The following is a 19,279-nucleotide window of genomic DNA, read 5'->3' as shown; positions in this document are numbered from 1 at the left end:
ACGCCCCTTTCGGCAGCGCGGAGTCGGAAACTATATAATCACCGTCTCAATGTCAACCGTTTTGTGACCGGTCAGTCAAAAAAAATCCCGGGAAGAGCTGTGGCGTTCAGCCGTTGCCGACCCGAGAAAGAGGTTCTATGTAAATCACTCCAAACAGTCAACAGGTTTTTGAATTATTGTGGATATCCAATAAAGAAAGAGAAGGCTCAAATACAATTAACCATTGATATAATTAACTTAAATTTATTTAAATTCATTATGCTACAATACCACTGTCAGCCACTTTGTGCACTTATTTTGAAATAGTCATTACTCACACTTGCTTTTGCCGGTTTTGATATACATAATGATTGTACACGAAGCGCGAGCTTATTATTGACTCGTACCAAATCAACTACTCAAACAATTCAATCATATCTAAGGCCCCTTAAAATAATGTTCACTCCCCAATCACAGTCTCCCCATCTTAAACATGGTGTAAAAACCGGTATTGCCGCAGTCATGGCTTATTCCGTAGCAAACCTTTTCCACCTTAGTTATGGTTACTGGGCAGCGTTATCTGCCGTAATCGTAATGCAAATCAACGTGGCCGACTCTATCAAAATGTGCTGGTACAGATTTTCAGGAACAGCCATCGGCGCAGCAATAGGTATCATCTGTATAGTAATATTTCCCGAAACTCCTTCGATGACGCTTTTATCTCTTTTCGTTTCATCAGCCTTCTGTGCTTATATGACAAGATACAACGATCGCTACCGCATGGCCGCCATCACAACCACTATCGTCACACTTGCAAGTTTAGGAGAAGCTCATCGTATTGAATACGGACTGTTCCGAGTCCTGGAAATCACTGTCGGAGTTGCCAGTGCGTTTCTAGTCAGCGTTCTGATTTGGCCCTTAAGAGCGGCTGAAGCTTTAAAAGATAGTCTTTGCAGCCAATTTTCAGAATGTGCTGACCACTACGAAAACCTGATGGAAAGCTTTTTAAACATGCAGACAAGTGTTGATCCGGAACTGCTTGATTCTTTTAACAGTAAAATTCTTCTTAACCGCGAAACATATTTGAAAGTGATGCGACATGAGAGGCTCTTATATGTAGAAGATACAGATTTGCTTGGTTTAAAAGTATCCACCCTAGAAAAAGGTGCATCCCACATGCGGGCAATGCTCCACGCACTTAATAATGTTCAGGGTGAGGGATACGAAATTATAATGAGAGATGAGCTTAGAACTCTTTCTAAGGTTACAGCTGAATCAATGCGAGCTATCAGTGCCGGGGAAACTCCTGACGAAGACGCTTTGCAAAACGCATTCGATGCAGCGCAAGACAGACTGCAAAGTTTGCGTAATGAAGGAGTCACCAGACGCTTTTACCTTCAGAAGATGGTACAATTCTTCGCTTTTTACCACAGCGCACAGTTCATATGTAAAGACCTGCTCCAATATACCAGACAGCGCAAAAAAGTTATGGAAGCTCTAAGCGAGAACTAATCTATAATCCGACAAGCGCATTAAGAAGAATATCAGCCTCCGGCTTGTCATGCTCATGAGTCATAAGCAGTTCCTTCACGCTGACAGGCTTCCCGTAATAAGTTTTATTTCTTTCGTTGCCGACCATAAGAGCCCCTGTACGGTACGAAACTCCTGCAAATGCTCCTGCTTGGTAAACGAGTGGAAAGATGTTTCCGTCCACATCAAAACTGCCCCGATGACTTTGCCCGCTTAGATCACCGATGGCCAGATCAGCTCCAAGGGATAAATCTATCTTCCCGGCCATGGCCGATTCCAAGGCTTCGTCGTCCATAAGGAAGATCATCACAGTCTTACCTGCCACTCCTCCTTGAAGCCCGATATCTACACCTGCCATTGAATAAAAGGCCGGACCGTTCCAGAAACCGGTGCTGTCCTTTGCACACAGCACCCCCGTCCCGCCCTCTGCGCCTATCATAAATGCCAGCTTGTACACATCCGGGAAAATAAACACTGCTCTTGAAATCTCAAGCAGGTAATCAATCGTCGGACCATCCAGTTCGTGCTTCATCTGCCGGACTGCGCACGCGGCAGAATCCACAATTATCTGCGAACTCGTAGTGGAATTACTCACACATGGGCTGCCGGTAATTTTTTTAACAGAATTACATGATGCTAAAAGCATAACGGCAGCAGCACAAACTATGACTTGTTTAAACTTATTCATAATCTTAGATTAAACCTATACTCAGTGATTCAGCAACCCGAATATCTACTTTACTTTAAAGACAATATAGCCTCCACTTACGTCTATTTCAAAATGATAAAAAATGTCATGCACTACCTTACATGGAAATATTAAGAGATATCAATGTCGAACATATTGAAACCATACAACGAAAGAATGATGGAAGTTCTATTGTTTATTCAGAGAAATCTGGACCGCGAACTTCCACCGGAAGAACTGGCTGAAGCTGCATGCTTTTCAGTAATTCACTTTCACCGTATATTTAAAGGTATGATCGGTGAAAGCTTAAAAGAACATATCCGCCGCTTAAGACTTGAGAAAGCCGCATATAAACTTTGCTATGAGAATGACTCCATTATTAATATCAGCCTTGACGCTCAATATGAATCTCCAGAAACGTTCAGCCGGGCATTTAAAAAAATGTTTAAACTGCCTCCCAGCGATTACAGGCTTAAATCACGAGAAGTTGCCGCGCCTCCTGTTAACAGCGGAATTCACTACTTTCCAGACATTTCAGCTGGAAAACTTAGAATAAACGATTCGCCGCTAACCTTAAAAGTTGAAATATGCGAACGAGAAGAGACGTCAGTAGCTTTTGTCCGCCATATCGGATCATATTTTGAGGTAGACAAGGCATGGAATAAACTTTGCGGATGGGCAGGTCCAAAAGGACTTTTAAGTAATCAGACAGAATTTCTGGGACTGTGTTATGACTCTCCGTCAGTAACTCCAGCATGTAAAATCAGATATGACGCGTGCATGAGCATCCCCGGTAATATTCTGCCGGAAGGCGAAATAGGAATTCAAACCGTTCCCGGAGGAAAGTACGCCGTAGGAACTCACTACGGACCATATGACGGACTTGAAGAAGCATGCAAAGAACTTTATGGTAAATGGCTTCCAGCAAGCAAATATCAACTCAGAAACGATACCCCGTATTTTGAGAAATATATAAATGCACCTGAGGACACTTCTCCGGAAGAACTGATAACTGAAATCTATTTAGGCATTTTTTAATATAACACCTAACTTAACGGAGCATAAAATGGACGTTAAAATCTGGACTCTTGATACTATGAAACTGGCTTATGTTGAACATGTAGGACCATATCAGGAAGTGGAAGTTGCATGGATGAAGCTTGCCTCTTGGGCCGGAGAACACGGGCTGTTTACAGAAAGGACAAAATCATTTGGAATTTACTACGACGACCCTATGAAAACCCCTGCTGAAAACTTGCGATCAGAAGCATGCATCACAATAGATAAAGAAGTTCCCACCGTCGGTGATGTTAAAATCAAAGAAGTTAAAAGCGGCAGATATGCCGTAACAGCACACCTTGGGCCTTATGACAAACTTACCGAGAGCTGGACAGAACTTGCAAAATGGTTGCAGGAAAGTAATGAAGAATGCGCAGGCGGCCCAGGTTTTGAGCAGTATCTTAACGATCCTCATGCCACTGCCCCTGAACATCTAGTGACCTTACTGCTTTTGCCTATAAAATAGCATCACTAAAAATCCCCCTTCTATATATAGAAGGGGGATAACTTTATCAGGAATGTTAAACTTGGGTTCATTAATACGGAGTAATTAACAAAGAGTTTTCCATCATCATGGGAATCCACAACATTTTACTATCCTTATCCATATAAAAATCAGCAGGTCCGCCGATTTTTTCGGATAAATCAAGTGTAAGTGTTTTACCTGATGCTAAATCAAATTCTTTAAGAACACCTTTTTTCTCATAAGTAACCCAGTCAGAAAAATACACTTTTCCATCATTTACGGCTATGCCGTCATACAATCCCCCGACAGTATATATTTTCTTAAAATCCAGCTTGCCGCTCTCAAGCTTACCTTTTCCAATAAAACCATTGGATTTATTATTGCTGCCGTAAGCAGCTACATACAATGTTCCTGTTTCACGCTCAAAATAAATACCGTTAGCTGCGACAAGATCAACATTTGAGTCGATTTTTCGTAATGTCGGGACTGGTTTAAGTAATATTTCATACACGGCTCCGACGTCAGTTGACGATACCAGCAGGGTATTATCATCAACAACAGTCATATCGTTAAGGAGTGATGTTCCCTGCGCAGAGAAATCAAGGTCAAAAACCTGCTTTCCATTAGAAACTGAAAAGCCTTTAACTTTATCAATATCCGCCACATAAAGGATACCGTTATTAACAGTCATTCCTTTGGGAGCATCAAGGCCGCTTATAAACTGCCTATCCATAATTTTGCCCTTGGCAGACAAACGGGAAATAAACCCGTCGCCATCCTTATCCATCGGCTTAAGTTCCTTACCGACATTGGAAACATAAAAATAAGTACCATCAGTTATAACACTTTCCGGCGATGAGAATCCTTCTACCTTCATGCTCTTTGCTGAACATGCACCGAGCTGCATTGCCAGCATAAGACATACAAAAGTCATTACATATCTTTTCATAACTTCCTCCTTGGTTGTTTTGAAGTAAGCTATAGAAAAAAAAGCACACTGACTCTCGTTTAAAGTTCAGATTTTGATGATTTAAGTCCAGATCGGTATTCGCGAGGAGTTATACCGTAATTTTTACGGAAGAGACTGCTGAAGTGAGAAAGGCTTTCATATCCGGATTCATAAGATATTTCAGAGATACTTTTAGCAGAATTGCGTATCAACTGCGCGGACCATGCAAGCCTGCGGTCACGAATCCATCGTGCAGGAGTGGTTCCGAATAATTTTTGAAATTCGCGCTTAAATGTTGATAGACTCCGCCCGGAAAGCTCCGCCATATCTTCTAAACTGATATTTTTGTTGAAGTACCGTTCCATGGTCGAAGCTAGATCGCTCTTCATTTCATTACGGCAGGAATATAAAAAATTAATAAAGGCTTCGTTTCCTTCAGACGCACATATATAATGAAGAAGCTCACGCACTTTGAGGCGAAGGAACTGCTCATCACGCGCAAGAGGTGTCCCGAAAAGAGGAGCAATAGACGACAGATATATCTCTATAGGTTCACTTCTCGCCACTTTAAAGACAGAAGGAACTTCAGAATTACTTGGAGAACCTTCAATGTTCAATGAATCTACAAATTCATTGAACATTGAATCATTAAAAAAGAAGAGAATAGTATTAAACACACCGCCTGCTTCAGGAACCATTTCAGACATTATATGGCATCCCTTGCGGATAAAAAACGCTTCCCCTTTTCCAAGCTTGATATCACCGGAAGCGGAATGGATTAACTTGGTTCCCTCAAGAATAAAAACCAGCGAATGCTGGGATACGCAAATTTCATGTTTAAAATCAGAACTGCGTCTTTGGTACTGGACAAGAGTAAGTCCATCCAGAAAAATACTCGGGATGTCAGTTGAAGACTTGATATGACGTGGAATAGTAAGCATAAAATTACAAAAGGGCCGCACATGCGGCCCCTATTAATATCGGTAAGTTAATTTTTAGAATTCAAGACTCTTGGGAGTTCTCGGGAAAGGTATTACGTCACGTATATTGGTAACTCCGGTGATCATCATAAGCATGCGCTCAAATCCCATTCCGAATCCGGCATGAGGCGCGGTTCCGAAACGACGGCTGTCCAGATACCACCAGTAATCTTCTGTTTCCATTCCCATTTCAGTTATTCTGCGTTCAAGCACATCAAGTCTTTCTTCACGCTGAGAACCGCCGATAAGTTCACCGATTCTAGGGACAAGTAAATCCATGGCGGCAACTGTTTTACCGTCATCATTAAGGCGCATATAAAAAGGCTTAATTTCAACAGGATAGTCATAAACAATTACAGGCTTCTTGAAATGCTCTTCGGTGAGATATCTTTCATGCTCAGTTTGCAGATCAAGACCGTATTCAGGCTTAAATTCAAATTTATCAGCCTTTTTGCACTTTTTCAAAAGCTCGATTGCATCAGTGTAAGCTACACGCTCAAAAGTATTCTCTGTGATATTTTTGAGAGTATCCATCAAAGTTTTATCAACAAACTTAGCAAACAACTCAATATCATCAGCGCATTTATCAAGGATATGATTGATGAGATATTTTACCATCTCCTCACTGAGATCCATATTATCTTCAAGATCTGCAAACGCAACCTCAGGTTCAATCATCCAAAATTCCGCAGCGTGGCGGGGAGTGTTTGATTTTTCAGCGCGGAAGGTTGGGCCGAAAGTATAAACACTGCCGAGTGCAAGCGCATACATTTCCGCAGAAAGCTGTCCTGAAACTGTCAGGTGAGATTCTTTACCGAAGAAATCATTAGCGCCCTGCTCTGCTTTGCCGAGTTTGGCGAGTGAGTCGTGATCAAGAGATGTTACTCTGAACATTTCTCCAGCACCTTCACAGTCTGATCCGGTGATAATGGGAGTATGGACATAAAAAAAGCCTTTATCGCGGAAAAACTGATGCACAGCAAAGGAAAGTTCAGCACGGATACGGAACATTGCTCCGAATTTATTTGTACGAGGACGAAGATGAGCAATTGTTCTTAAAAATTCGTCAGAATGGCGTTTCTTCTGGAGAGGAAAGGTTTCCGGATCAGCTGCGCCGAGCAGCTCAATAGATTTACCGCGGACTTCCCATTTCTGCCCTTTACCCGGAGATTCGATAAGTTCTCCAAGTACGCTGACAGATGCGCCGGTATATATATGTTCAAGCACTGCTTCAATTTCAGGAGTATGATCAATTATGACCTGAATATTCGTAATGCAGGAACCATCGTTTACTTCCAGAAATGAAAACCCTTTACTGTCACGCTTAGTGCGGACCCATCCTTTAATAAGAATATCGGATACGGGGCTTTCCGCATTCAAAGCTGCCTTTATGCATGTTCTTTTCATAAAAAGTCTCCATTAATTGCGTTTCGCACAGATGTATATGTAAGACGTGTAAATTTCAACAAACTTGTGGATCTCTATAAATGATGAATGACAAAGGGTAAACCTTCGCGAACTGAAAAATAAGCTGATATATTGATAGCCGCAACGGAGGTTAGAGCCTATAGATAGTTGCGTATCGGCTCCGACTGCGCTATCTTCCGCAATTCAAAATAGATTTCAAAGGGGATTTCAATGGGATTTTTTTCTAAAGTAAAAAAACTATGGGTCAGCCCGGAAGATAGAGCCGCAAAAGCTCTCAAAGAATATTTAGGCGATAAGGAACAACCGATCCAAGAAATTGCGCCGAAAGATTCTGCGCAACAAGAAGCTCCTATCCAAAGAGAAACAGTTGAACTGACAAAAGCAGTTGCACAAAAACCTGCGGCTACGCAAGATTCTAAGCCTGAACCCAAGGTAGAAGCCACATCAACGCCAGAAACAACTCCTGTGCCGGAACCTGTTTCCGCCCCAGTATCTGAAACTGTTGCGACTCCTAAACCTGCCCCTGATCCCCAACCAGAAATAGAAACTTCCGCTAAGCTAAAAGACGGTAAGGCAAGAATAATTGAGCCGATCATGGCTACAGAAGCCAAGCCGGATGCCGACAAGCCGCAGTGGCAGAGTGACCTTACCAAAGCTCTGCAACAGGCAGATCCACGCCTTTCCGTATGGCTTGACCTCATTCTTGACGGCATTGATACTGCCGGAGAAGATCTCTGGGCGCGCCTTACTTTTCTGCTGAAAGCACTCGAAGCCCCGGCCAAAGAAGCTGAAGATTTCGTCGCCCGCTTCAAAGAATGGCTAAGCGACATGGACTATGAACATGTCGAAGAATTTCGCTCTGAATTGCAGTATCGTCTGGCTCTGGCTCTTGAGCTTGAAGATGAAGAAGATGAACGAAGCCGTCTCTTCATTAAACTTTCCGAAGGACTTTCCAAAACACGAGAACAGATTACCAAACGTCTTGATTCTCTTCTTTCAAGTCACTCCGCATTTGATGACAATTTCTGGGAAGAATTTGAAGAAATTCTAATCATGGCAGATGTAGGCTTTGAAGCAACTTCCGAGTTGGTGAGCCGCATGAAAGCCAGAATACGCAACAGCGGTGAAACAAATCCTGAAAATTTCAAAGATCTTCTGCGAGCAGAACTGGACGAAGTTTTCAAAGTTCCTAAGCGCATTAAAGCATACAATCCGCCCGAAGTTGTAATGATGATCGGGGTTAACGGTGTCGGTAAAACCACCACCATTGCAAAGATCGCCCACCGCGAACAGATGCAGGGCCGCAAGGTTCTAATCGTTGCGGGTGATACTTTCCGCGCCGCAGCAATCGGACAGCTTGAGATCTGGGCTAAACGCGTAGGAGCAGGATTCTTTGCAAAAGCAGAAGGCTCCGACCCTGCCGCAGTAGCGTATGAAGCAATAGATTACGCAGTTAAAAACGGCTACGACCTGATGCTTCTTGATACAGCAGGAAGACTGCACACCAAGACCAACCTGATGGAAGAACTCCTTAAAATAAGAAGAGTTTTAGGTAAAAAACACGATGAAGCCCCGCACCGCTGTGTTCTGGTCATTGACGCAACAACCGGACAGAACGCCATGTCTCAGACAAAGCTTTTCAACGAAGCAATCGGGGTGGATGAATTAATCCTCACCAAGCTAGATGGAACAGCAAAAGGCGGAATCATGATTGCCGTGACCATGCAACACAAAATCCCCATTACCTTCATCGGACTAGGTGAAAAAATGGAAGATCTGCGCCCATTCAACGGTGCTGATTTTGCTAAGGCTTTATTGATGTAGAAGATTGAATATACGATTTGAATATAAATCCCGTTTGGCTTTTAGGAGCTGGGCGGGATTTTTTAGTAAACAGAAAACATTTACCTTACAACACACGTAGATTACAAATTATTACGATTAATATGGAGCAGACATGAACATTGTAGAAGAACAACCTAACCTTTTTCTTAAGGATCTACGGACTATCCAGTCAAAATTCCCAAACGCTTACCAAATATTTAAACAAATATTTGGTATTTTTCTTTTTCTTGGAGCTCTAATTTTTACAATATATTTCATTAGCATTCGCCATTTTCCCGTAGAGTTACTTCTTGGAGAATATTTTTTATTATGCTTCACCTCATTTTTATTTATCGTATACTACCTATTTCTTGTTGCTGTTTTTTTCTTTGCTCTATTACTTCCACTAGACATCATACTTATCTCCATAACAAAAATTACAAAAAGCAAGAAGATAAAAGAGCGCTTCAACTATTCATTATATACATTTTCTTTTATTGCATACAGGATATTATATTTAAGCAATATGTCAAAACACGATTCAGATTATAATATTTTATGTTTTTTTACATTCATAATAGCTCTTATAATTTATTGTTTATACTCTTTTGATTGGGTCGAAAAATATTATCAAAATAGATACTTCTTATTACCAATATTTTTACTCCCATTACTAATGCCTCCAACGTTAACCGTATTAGTAAACAACACTCTTTGCAAAATTGGTATCAGAGTTGAAGAGCCAATACTAATTGTGAACAGGCACTACAAAAATATTTTTAAAAATCAGACTATTCTTTTTGACGAATTGGCGACAAGCTCAGACCTCTTAGTTAAAAACTCTACGGTTCTGTTGACTAATATTGGAACTCAATCTTATATAGAATTCAAAACATCAAAAGGTAAATTTGTAAAAATTCAAATACCTACGGAAAAAATCACTATAGTAAAATAATACTATATATTACTTGTTCACTCAAACAGAGAAATCCCCCTTGAAGCACAGCTCCAAGGGGGATTTCTCGTTCATAATATATAACCCGCGAAACTTAATCCCAATCAGGCTCACACTCAGCTCTGAATCCTTCAAACGAAATCAGGTGATTGTGCAGATACATTTTTTCACCGGCAGAAGCCTGTCCGTAAACATCATCACCCACAATCGGGAATCCTGCGGAAGCAAGATGTGCTCTGATCTGATGACGCGCGCCCTTTGCGATTCTGACTTTAACCAAGGATACGCCGTTGCCTAAGTCGGCCATACGGTCAACGTAGCTCCAGCGGAGTCTGTCAGAGCCGTCGTCCAGCACTTTGGTTACAGTGCGGGAATCAGTATCAAGCTCTTTTTTGACAACAAACTCAGAATCAGGATTACCCAGAACTCTGGCGTAATATTCTTTTTCAACTTTTCCTTCTTCTTCATACTCTTTAAACAAACGGGCCTGTTCATGTCCGAATGCTACCAGCAGTATTCCGGAAGTTGAATAATCCAGTCTGTTAATTAAAATCGGATTTTTCTCCATGAAAAGTTCTTCAAGACAATCCTGCGCGGAACTTTCCATACTTCCGGCGATGGAAGCGGAATGCATCCCTGCCGGTTTTAAGACAGCGGCATAATCGTCAGTTTCTTTGATTATGGTAAGATGCGGCAAAAGATTTTCGGTGCTGTCTGCGTCAGTTTTTTCATATAAAACAACTTCAGCTCCGACAAACATTTTAAGCCCCGGCTTTGCGCTCCGTCCGTTTACAGAAACCAGACCGTTTTCAACAATCCTTCTGCGCTGACGAAGACCTGTTTCAGGGAGTAAAACAATCAAAAATTTATCGAGTCGCAATCCTTCATCATTTTCCGTTGCAACTACTCTTGAACATTCTTTTAAATTCTTATTATCCATAATTAATCTCCTGACTTTATATGGTTCTATCCTGCGATAGATCTTTGACGATGTAATGGAAAAAGCATACAACTCTGATACTCAATCCAACTGTAAATTTTAATAAATCTGCTGTTCCGTAATAATCAAACCAGAATATTCGAGGGCCACACGTGAACTTACGAGGATGCATACTAATACTTACAGCTGCAGTCATGTGGAGCCTCATCGGACCTGTTTCTAAATTCCCCCTTGAACAGGGGATTCCGCCTCTGGAAAACGCATTCTGGAGAGCTCTAATCGCATGGATACTTTTCGCTGTCCATGCATACCGTATGCGTGCCCTTAAAATAGCTGTTAAAGACATCCCTTTTGTCGTCTGCTTCGGGATAGTCGGTGTCACCGTTTTTTACGGATCTTATCAATTAGCCGTGCATGGAGTTGGCGCAGCACTTGCGTCAGTGCTTCTTTACACGGCTCCGGCATGGGTTGCATTCATGTCATGGCTTTTCCTCGGCGAAAAAATGGGTCCGATTAAACTATGCGCCCTCTCCATGACAATTCTCGGAGTTGTATGCGTATCACTCGGGCCTCAAATTTTCGGAACCGGAAAAGAATTAACCTTCACATGGTTCGGACTCTTATGCGGCCTGACCTCCGGATTCACATACGCGCTTTATTATATTTTCGGAAAAACTTTTTTCGCCCGCTACTCAACTCCTACAATTTTTCTCTATGCCCTTCCGATCGGCGCGCTAGGATTGCTTCCTTTTTTCGAATTTCATCACAAAACCCCGACTTCATGGATATGTATTATCACACTTGCAATAGTTTGTACCTACGGTGCATACACTGTTTATTACGCAGGTTTAAAATGGCTTGAAGCCACAACGGCATCTGTCATTGCTACGCTTGAACCTGTCGTTGCCGCCCTGCTCGCGTGGTGGTGGTGGAATGAAAGTTTCGACTGGACCGGGTATTTCGGAAGCTTACTCATCATTTCAGCGGTGCTCCTTATTGTAATGGAAGGTAGAATCACATCCCGCGTACTTAGCCCGCAAACTGAGACAACATAATTTCAACAGCTTAAAAGGTTCTCAAAAATATGCTCAAACAGGTAAAAGCTTCCGCCGGTTCCGGTAAAACCTACGAACTAACTGCACGCTTTTTATCCCTCCTTGCAGGATCGCAGGAAGAGGATTCAATTCCCGTCTGTAAATCATCACAGGCTAAAGGCTATTGCTGGCCTGAAATAATGGCGGTGACCTTCACCAATAAAGCCGCCGCTGAAATGAAAGAACGGGTCGTGCGCTCTCTTAAAAACAGAGCACTGGACATAAAAGGTGACGGACTCGGCAGTGACTGGACTCCCGGCGCAGCCAAACGTCAACTTACTCCGATTTTACAGCGTTACAACAGGTTAAACATCAGAACCATCGACAGTCTGCTGAATCTACTGGTGCGTATTTTCGCCCTTGAACTAGGCTTAAGCCCTGAGTTTGAACTGCTTTTCGATCCAGCGACACTTTTTGAGCCTAACTTCAATAAATTTTTGTCCCAATGTGAAGAAGGCGACGAGTATCGTAAAAAGTTAATGGATGACGCTGTTAAAAGCCTCGTTATCAAAGAAAACAAGCAGGGTTTCTGGCTGGCTGAACAAATGCGTTTCAGGCTGATCAGAATTCTTGAGCATGTTCTGGAATGCCCCGGTGAAAGGCTTACTGATCAGGAAGAAATAGCAGGATTGCTTCAAGGATATTTTGATAAATATATGAAAGCAGTTTCCGCCATGTCTTCATTAATAAAGAGTGAAAGCATCGCAGCCTCAAGTCACCTGCTGAAATATCTGGACCACGCAGCAACTCTCGATTTTATGGGGGAACCTAAAGAATCGACAATGGTCACAAAGGAAAGCTTTGTGGATTGCGTGAACAAAAAGTCTAAATGCGATATCAATTCATTACATGAAAAAATTTATGATGATCTGAAAAAAGCTCACGTTCTTTACCGTGATCAGGCCATGATTTTGCGCGGAGCATATGCTCTTGCCCCGTTTGTCAGAATCGTTGAAGAAATCCGCGATGACATTATAGAATACCAGTCACTGCACGGAATGCTGCTTAGTTCATCACTTCCACGAGTCGCTTCGTATGTTTTGCAAAGCGGTGAAGCACTCCCTGATGCCTTCTGCCGCATGGGGTCGAGACTGCATCATTTACTAGTAGACGAATTTCAGGACACCAGCCTTGAGCAATGGCACGCTATGATTCCTCTAGCTGTAGAATGTTTATCCAAGAACGGAAGTCTGTTCTATGTTGGTGATGTAAAACAGGCCATCTACAGCTGGCGAGGCGGAAGATCTGAACTTTTTGATGAAATAGCCGACGAACCGGAACTTGCCACACTGACAGAGTTTACTCCCGGCCACCTTGATTACAACTGGCGCAGTCTTGAAAAAGTTATAGAGTTCAACAACTCATTCTTCGATGCTCTTGCCGACTACGATGTAGCAACCGATCTGGCAGAAATTCTTTACCCCAACGGACCGGAAGATCAGCAGACAGAACTTGCTGAAAAGATTGCTTCATCCTTTGAAGGTGCATCGCAGAAGCTTCCACCAAACCAGCCCCGTTCAGGTGGATATGTAAGACTGCAAAAACTGTTTGCCGAAACTTCATCTGAAATTGAAGCTGAAACAAAACGCAATTTTGATCTTTTAATAGATGAACTTTGTCCTCGCAGAGAATTCAAGGATATATGCGTCCTTGTCCGTTCCAACGGACATGCCCAGCTCGTATGTGACTGGCTGGTGGAAAAAGAAATTCCGGTAATCACCGAAAACAGTCTTCAGCTTGATCGACATCCTGTAGTTCGCCAGATTGTATCACTGCTTAAATTTCTGGATTACCCGCAGGACGATCTCGCTTTTCTGGAGTTTATTTGCGGCAAGGAAGTTTTTCAACGCATTTCAGCCATATCAAATGATGAAATTGTAAGCTGGCTTGGTTCACGAGATAAAGGATCACTCTACCGCCGCTTTTCTGAAAAATTTCCCGACTTCTGGAAGTACCATATTTCGCCGTTCCTGCGTAAATCTGGTCTTATGACTCCGTACGACCTTGCAAGCGAAATGGTCGCGCGGTTCAAAATTATTGAAAGCAATCCTCAGGATGAACTTTATATTCGCAGATTTTTGGAAGTTGTTCATTTGGCGGAAGAAAAACGCGGAACATCGCTGGCGGCGTTCCTAGATTTCTGGGAACTTTCGTCCGCAGAGGAAAAAGTACCTCTCCCTGAATCCGTAAATGCCGTACGTATTATGACCATCCACAAATCAAAAGGGCTGGAATTTCCGGTCATTATTGTGCCTTTCCATAACTGGGCGGTATCAGGATCAGATACAACTTTCACGGACATTGAAGTGGACGGAAAAGTAATGCTGACTCCGATGAGCAGTGCTTTAGGCGAAACTTATTATGAAAACCGTACGCGCATGTTCACGGAACAGCTCAATTTATTATATGTAGCATGGACCAGAGCCGGAGATGAATTATACGGATTCCTGCCGTCGGAAAAAGTTAAAAGCGTAACTCCCGCACTTTCCGCAATTGAAACTATCCTTGATGGACGTTTTAATGATCTAGGACTGCTGGAGCATGGAACCGCGCCGATAAGGACGGAACCTTCAATTGATGAATCTTTGCAAGAAAATAAACCTACGCAAGAAATAACAGAGAATTTAATCGCTCCCGACTATTCCTCCCTGCAATCACCGGAGCTTATGGCTTGGCTGCCAAGGCTTAGAGTCTATCGCCATAATTTAGAAGACTATTCCTATGATGCCAGAATGCGCGGAGAACTTGCGCATAAGGCTATGGAAAATCTTATTCTAACAGGTGATGACAGCGGTGATTGTATGCGGAGCACCGAAGCCGCCTTTGCACAATTTCCCGCCATTGCGGATGAGCGCGAGACTATCATCCCCGAAGTCGCAGCCATGACAAGCTGGGCCATATCCGTTGAAGATGTTCGCGCGGCCATTGAACGCGGGAGACCTGAAGTTGCCATTATGGACAGCAAAGGCGAAACACACCGCGCGGACCTGCTTCTGCTGGAAGAAAACCGCGCATTGGTGGTTGAATATAAAACAGGCTCCCCTTCGCCTGAGAATGAAAAACAAGTTAAAAGGTATTTAAGATTGCTGAAAGAAATGTACGGAAATCAAAAAGAATTACGTGGACTCCTTGTCTACCTAGATGGCCAGTTCACACGGGAGGTTCTGATATGACCACCCGCTCACCTTTCAGCATTATTTCGTGGAAAAAAGATTTTATCGAAAATTTCAGTTCTATCTTAATAGATGAATCCGACGGCGACTTGAGTAATACAATTGTTATCGTTCCTCACCAGCGGCCTGCCAGATATTTAAAAAAAGCTCTTGCCGCGTCGGAAAATCTGCCGAAACCTTGCATTCTGCCTGAGATTTATTCTTTTTCAGAGTTTGTAAGCTCACTTATGCCGAAACTTACGGGATCTTTTCCGCGCAGAATCGGTAAGCTGGACCAAGTAGGTTTACTCTTTCATATAATAGAAGGACTTCGCACTGAATCTACAGGCTTACTGGCGAAATTGCCCGTTGACCTGCAAAAGTTTTTCCCGTGGGGGACCAGACTTGCATCTCTGCTTGAGGAAATGCTCAGGCAGGATATTGTGCCTCGCAATCTATCCATGCTGCAAGGAGAAGTTCTCGACTGGGCGGCCGCTTTGCTCGAAGAAATAGAAATAATTTTTGTTAAATATGTTGAAGCACTTGAAAGACGGGGCTGGTCAACCGGTGGCCTTGAAAGCCGCAATCTGTCTCAGAATTTAGATAAGCTGGATAATATTTTAGCAGGTAAAAAATTATATCTGGCAGGATTTTACGGACTAAGCGGCGTTGAAGATAAATTTTTCCATCACCTTTGGGACAATTTAGGTTTGCGGGTAATCTGGCACAGTGACCCGGCTTTAGCCCTGCGCGAGAAGGGACATTTTGCGGTAAAAGAGCACTACAACTGGCTGAGTAACTGGCGAGCCGAAGCGGTCTCAGATGACAACACCGAAGGAAGTTGCGATCTGCCGGAGCTTAAATTCTTTGAGGGATTTGACCGCCACTCGCAGCTGTGCGCCATGCGCGAAGAACTTTCAACCGGATCATATGACGGATGCGCCGTTGTTCTGCCGGACACATCATTACTGCTGCCGGTAATGCATCATCTACCGGAACACGACATCAATATAAGTATGGGCTATCCGCTTGAACGATCTGCCCTGAACGGTCTGCTGGAAGCAATTCTAAAACTTCAGGAAAATAAAAACGGTGCGACCTACTACTGGAAAGACCTTTTAGCATTGATCAGGCATCCTTATTTAAAAATGCTTGAGATTAACGGCGATCAGCCGCTTAGAACTATTTTTCATCAATGGGAAACACTGCTCAGATCCGGTTCTCCTTATGCCGATCCAAATGATTTTATTCCGGTTTACTGCGATGAAAACGGCAACCTTGTTGATAATTCTGAAACGACAGAAGAACTCCGGGCAGAAGTTGTAAACCTTTGCATTGACGGCTTTGCAAAAATCACAACACTGGAGGAGCTTGCTGACAGCTTACAGCATATGGCGGAAATGCTTCGCTTACGCGGCGGAACTTTATGGCAACGCTACCTGCTGGACTCAGAATGTTTGTTCAGGTTGATGAACGAAGTTATTCCCGAACTTCGCGAAAGCTCCATCAGTGAAGAAGATTTCGGTCAATCTTTATCCTTTTCCATATTCAGACAGCTCCTTTCCTCACAGCGGGTATCCTTTGAGCCGGACCCGATTTCCAGCATGCAGGTACTCGGTATGCTCGAAAGCAGATTGCTTAACTTCAAACGTACATTCATTCTTGACACGGTAGACGAAAAAATACCGGGCACTGACCCGTATGATCCGCTTTTACCGGACCAGTTAAGACATCTACTTGATCTCCCGGATTCACATGAACGCGAAAGTGTTGCCAGCTATAACTTTTACAGACTCATTATGGGTAGTGAAGAATCATGCATCTTCTATCAAAGCGGTGTTCAGCCCGGCCTGCTTGATTCAAAAAGTGTACGCAGCCGCTTTGTTGAACAACTCCTCTGGAAAATCGAACAAAAAGAAAAAAGAATAATCACTCCCAGTGAGAATTTTCCTTTAAAAGCAATCAACTTTCCAGTCGGGGCAATACTTAATGTCCCCGTCGCCATTGCGAAAGAGCCTGTGGCCGCAAAGCTTGAAGACATGCTTAAACATAAAGGGCTTTCACCTTCAGCCATGGATTGCTATGTCACTTGCCCCAAGCTTTTCTTTTTCCGCTACCTCTCAAACGTAAGGGAAACTGCAACAGTTGACTTGGACGGAGATCGCGCCGGATTCGGCGAACTTATCCATTCAGTGCTGAAAGATTTTTTAACACCGCAACTCGGCAATGAAATCTGCGGCAAAGATTTAAACTTCAATGAATTAAGTGAACTTTTTATGATGAGGCTTGAACGCGATTCACTTTACCTGAATCTGCCATATGATATTAAAAAGTCACTTGAATACGCAGGTAAAAACAGACTTACTTTATTTCTTAACAATATTGGGCAGACAAAAATAGTAGCCCTGGAAACAAGCGCGCAGGCAATTCTTAATCTGGATGGTTATGATAATTACGCAGTAAAAATTCACGGCCGAATCGACAGGGTTGATAGTCGTAACGACAGCCGCTATGTTATCGACTATAAAACAGGGCAGTTACATATGCCCCGCAAATCTTTTTGGGAAAATTCTGAAATTTGGAATCCAATACTTGAAGAACAGCAAAGCTTGCAGTACGACTCAGCAGATTTTCTTGAAAAAATTAAATCAAGTGCGAACAGCCTTCAGCTTCCCCTATATTTATTGATGGATCACCACACCTCATCAGTAATGCCTCATCAAGCTGCGCTTGTTGAACTTGTAAAAGAGGGTCAGGAAAAATTCTTATTTGATTCAAAAACAGATGAAGAAGAAAGAATCGATATTATCGGCACAAAAATACCTGCGCTCTCAACATTTCTTATTAAAAATATGATCTGTGAACCGCAATTTAAAGCAATTCGTTCAGCGCAGTGCAGTTGGTGTTCATACCGAGAAGCATGCGGAGCATAAGTAATAATTAGATGAAGACTACTGAAATAATGATATGCGGAGCAGGCATAGTAGGATTAACCTTGGCACGTGAACTGCTTGCCAGAGGACATAAGGATATTCTCATTATCGATAAAGAAGACGAAGTGGCAAAACACGCTTCAGGTCGTAACAGCGGCGTATTGCATGCCGGTATATATTACGCTCCGGGAAGTTTGCGCGCTCAGTCATGCCTTTCAGGTAATTTTAAAATGAAGGCTTACTGCAAAGAGAAAGGATTACCGTTGCTCGAAACCGGCAAAGTAATTGTTGCAAAAAACGAATCAGAAATTTCTACTTTGCATGAGCTGTATGCCAGAGCCACAGCTAACGGAGCAAAAGTTGAACTGATAGACGAAGAGAGACTTTCACAGATAGAGCCGAATGCAAAAACATGTAAAGAAGCTCTTTTTTCACACTATACGGCGGTTGTTGACCCGCGCGCAGTAATGAAGTCACTCTACAATGATCTATTGCAAAGCGGTAAAGTCACTTTTATGCTCGGCACAAGTTTTATCACAGCAAGAAAGAACAATATAATTGTTACAGACAAAGGTGAAATCAGTTGCGGCCTGTTTATTAACGCCGCAGGAGCATACAGTGATCAGGTTGCCAGACCTTTCGGCTTCGGCGAAGGCTACCAGCTCATTCCTTTCAAAGGAATTTACAAAAAACTTAAAAAGAATAAGGCTGATATAATTAAAGGAAGTATTTATCCTGTCCCCAATATTAAAAACCCGTTTCTCGGCATACACTTTACCAGAAGTGCGACCGGGGATGTTTATCTTGGGCCTACGGCAATTCCGGCTTTCGGCAGAGAAAATTACGGCATCTTAGCAGGACTGGACAGTGAAGCTTTCAGTATTATATTAAGGGATGCGGTCCTTTTTATGAAGAACCAAAAATTCCGCTCCATAGCCTTTGAAGAACCGCGCAAATATTTCTTCAAATGTTTTTTTAACGATGCAAAAGAATTAGTCAAAGAATTAAATCCTGATGATATTGAGAGCACCCCTAAAGTCGGAATCCGCCCTCAACTTGTAGATATAAAACGTAACGAACTTGTCATGGATTTTCTAATTGAAAGTGACAACAAAAGTGTACACGTACTTAATGCAATTTCTCCGGCATTCACAGGATCCATGTTTTTTGCAGAAATGATCGTTGATAAATACATACAGTAGAGAATGTTACAAGTTACATGAAAAGACCAAAATTATTACATAGTTTTCCATAGATTCTAAAGTAAAAAACACTTGACTTAAACGCTCATACAGGAAAAAA

Annotated in this window: 14 protein-coding genes; 9 read left to right on the top strand and 5 right to left on the bottom strand. The window is 42.6% G+C overall.

The features are described 5' to 3' along the window. The first annotated feature begins 435 nt into the window (after positions 1-435). Positions 436-1,491: an FUSC family protein gene (locus B9N78_RS17175; RefSeq protein WP_085104574.1), complete on the top strand. Its 1,056-nt coding sequence runs from the start codon at positions 436-438 to the stop codon at positions 1,489-1,491. A 1-nt stretch (position 1,492) separates the two neighbouring features. On the opposite strand, the gene B9N78_RS17170 is transcribed toward B9N78_RS17175, so the two are convergent. After that, entirely contained in the window at positions 1,493-2,104 is a 612-nt protein-coding gene (locus tag B9N78_RS17170; protein ID WP_245805584.1) for a lipid-binding SYLF domain-containing protein, read from the bottom strand. 237 nt (positions 2,105-2,341) lie between these two features. Here B9N78_RS17170 and B9N78_RS17165 point away from each other — a divergent pair, with 237 nt between their 5' ends. After that, positions 2,342-3,235 carry an AraC family transcriptional regulator gene (locus B9N78_RS17165; protein WP_085104570.1) on the top strand — a complete coding sequence of 298 codons (894 nt, stop codon included), beginning with the start codon at positions 2,342-2,344 and terminating at the stop codon, positions 3,233-3,235. 28 nt (positions 3,236-3,263) lie between these two features. Further along, positions 3,264-3,722, top strand: coding sequence for an AraC family transcriptional regulator (locus B9N78_RS17160; protein WP_085104568.1), 459 nt, complete (start codon positions 3,264-3,266; stop codon positions 3,720-3,722). Positions 3,723-3,792: 70 nt separating this feature from the next. On the opposite strand, the gene B9N78_RS17155 is transcribed toward B9N78_RS17160, so the two are convergent. From B9N78_RS17155 to asnS, 3 genes are read right to left on the bottom strand one after another with little or no spacing between them, the layout of a single operon-like run. Beyond that, positions 3,793-4,671, bottom strand: a complete 879-nt coding sequence (locus B9N78_RS17155; protein ID WP_085104566.1) for an SMP-30/gluconolactonase/LRE family protein — start codon at positions 4,669-4,671, stop codon at positions 3,793-3,795. A 59-nt stretch (positions 4,672-4,730) separates the two neighbouring features. Then, entirely contained in the window at positions 4,731-5,633 is a 903-nt protein-coding gene (locus B9N78_RS17150) for a helix-turn-helix domain-containing protein (protein WP_137982574.1), read from the bottom strand. A gap of 33 nt (positions 5,634-5,666) precedes the next feature. After that, the gene (asnS, locus tag B9N78_RS17145; RefSeq protein WP_085104562.1) at positions 5,667-7,058 is read right to left on the bottom strand and encodes an asparagine--tRNA ligase; all 1,392 of its coding nucleotides are present in this window, start codon (positions 7,056-7,058) and stop codon (positions 5,667-5,669) included. Between the two features lie 231 nt (positions 7,059-7,289). Between asnS and ftsY the strand changes: the two genes are divergently transcribed. Then, entirely contained in the window at positions 7,290-8,903 is a 1,614-nt protein-coding gene (gene ftsY / locus B9N78_RS17140; protein ID WP_085104560.1) for a signal recognition particle-docking protein FtsY, read from the top strand. Positions 8,904-9,036: 133 nt separating this feature from the next. Continuing rightward, the gene (locus B9N78_RS17135) at positions 9,037-9,858 is read left to right on the top strand and encodes a hypothetical protein (RefSeq protein ID WP_085104559.1); all 822 of its coding nucleotides are present in this window, start codon (positions 9,037-9,039) and stop codon (positions 9,856-9,858) included. Positions 9,859-9,952: 94 nt separating this feature from the next. Here the strand turns inward: B9N78_RS17135 and B9N78_RS17130 are convergent, their stop codons facing one another. Beyond that, a complete protein-coding gene (locus tag B9N78_RS17130; protein ID WP_085104557.1) occupies positions 9,953-10,798 on the bottom strand; it encodes an RluA family pseudouridine synthase in 846 nt (281 codons plus the stop codon). Between the two features lie 152 nt (positions 10,799-10,950). Here B9N78_RS17130 and B9N78_RS17125 point away from each other — a divergent pair, with 152 nt between their 5' ends. From B9N78_RS17125 to lhgO, 4 genes are read left to right on the top strand one after another with little or no spacing between them, the layout of a single operon-like run. Beyond that, positions 10,951-11,853: a DMT family transporter gene (locus B9N78_RS17125; protein ID WP_085104555.1), complete on the top strand. Its 903-nt coding sequence runs from the start codon at positions 10,951-10,953 to the stop codon at positions 11,851-11,853. Between the two features lie 29 nt (positions 11,854-11,882). Further along, entirely contained in the window at positions 11,883-15,065 is a 3,183-nt protein-coding gene (locus tag B9N78_RS17120) for a UvrD-helicase domain-containing protein (protein WP_085104553.1), read from the top strand. Beyond that, on the top strand, positions 15,062-17,977 hold the full coding sequence (locus B9N78_RS17115) for a PD-(D/E)XK nuclease family protein (protein ID WP_085104551.1): 2,916 nt from the start codon (positions 15,062-15,064) through the stop codon (positions 17,975-17,977). The genes B9N78_RS17120 and B9N78_RS17115 overlap by 4 nt, the downstream gene beginning before the upstream one ends. Positions 17,978-17,988: 11 nt before the next feature. Continuing rightward, positions 17,989-19,179 carry an L-2-hydroxyglutarate oxidase gene (gene lhgO, locus B9N78_RS17110; RefSeq protein WP_085104549.1) on the top strand — a complete coding sequence of 397 codons (1,191 nt, stop codon included), beginning with the start codon at positions 17,989-17,991 and terminating at the stop codon, positions 19,177-19,179. Positions 19,180-19,279 lie beyond the last annotated feature (100 nt).

The sequence above is a fragment of the Desulfovibrio gilichinskyi genome (assembly GCF_900177375.1).
GTDB lineage: Bacteria > Desulfobacterota > Desulfovibrionia > Desulfovibrionales > Desulfovibrionaceae > Maridesulfovibrio > Maridesulfovibrio gilichinskyi.
Note: the sequence above shows the minus strand (reverse complement) of the source record. Positions and strands in the feature narration are given on the sequence as shown.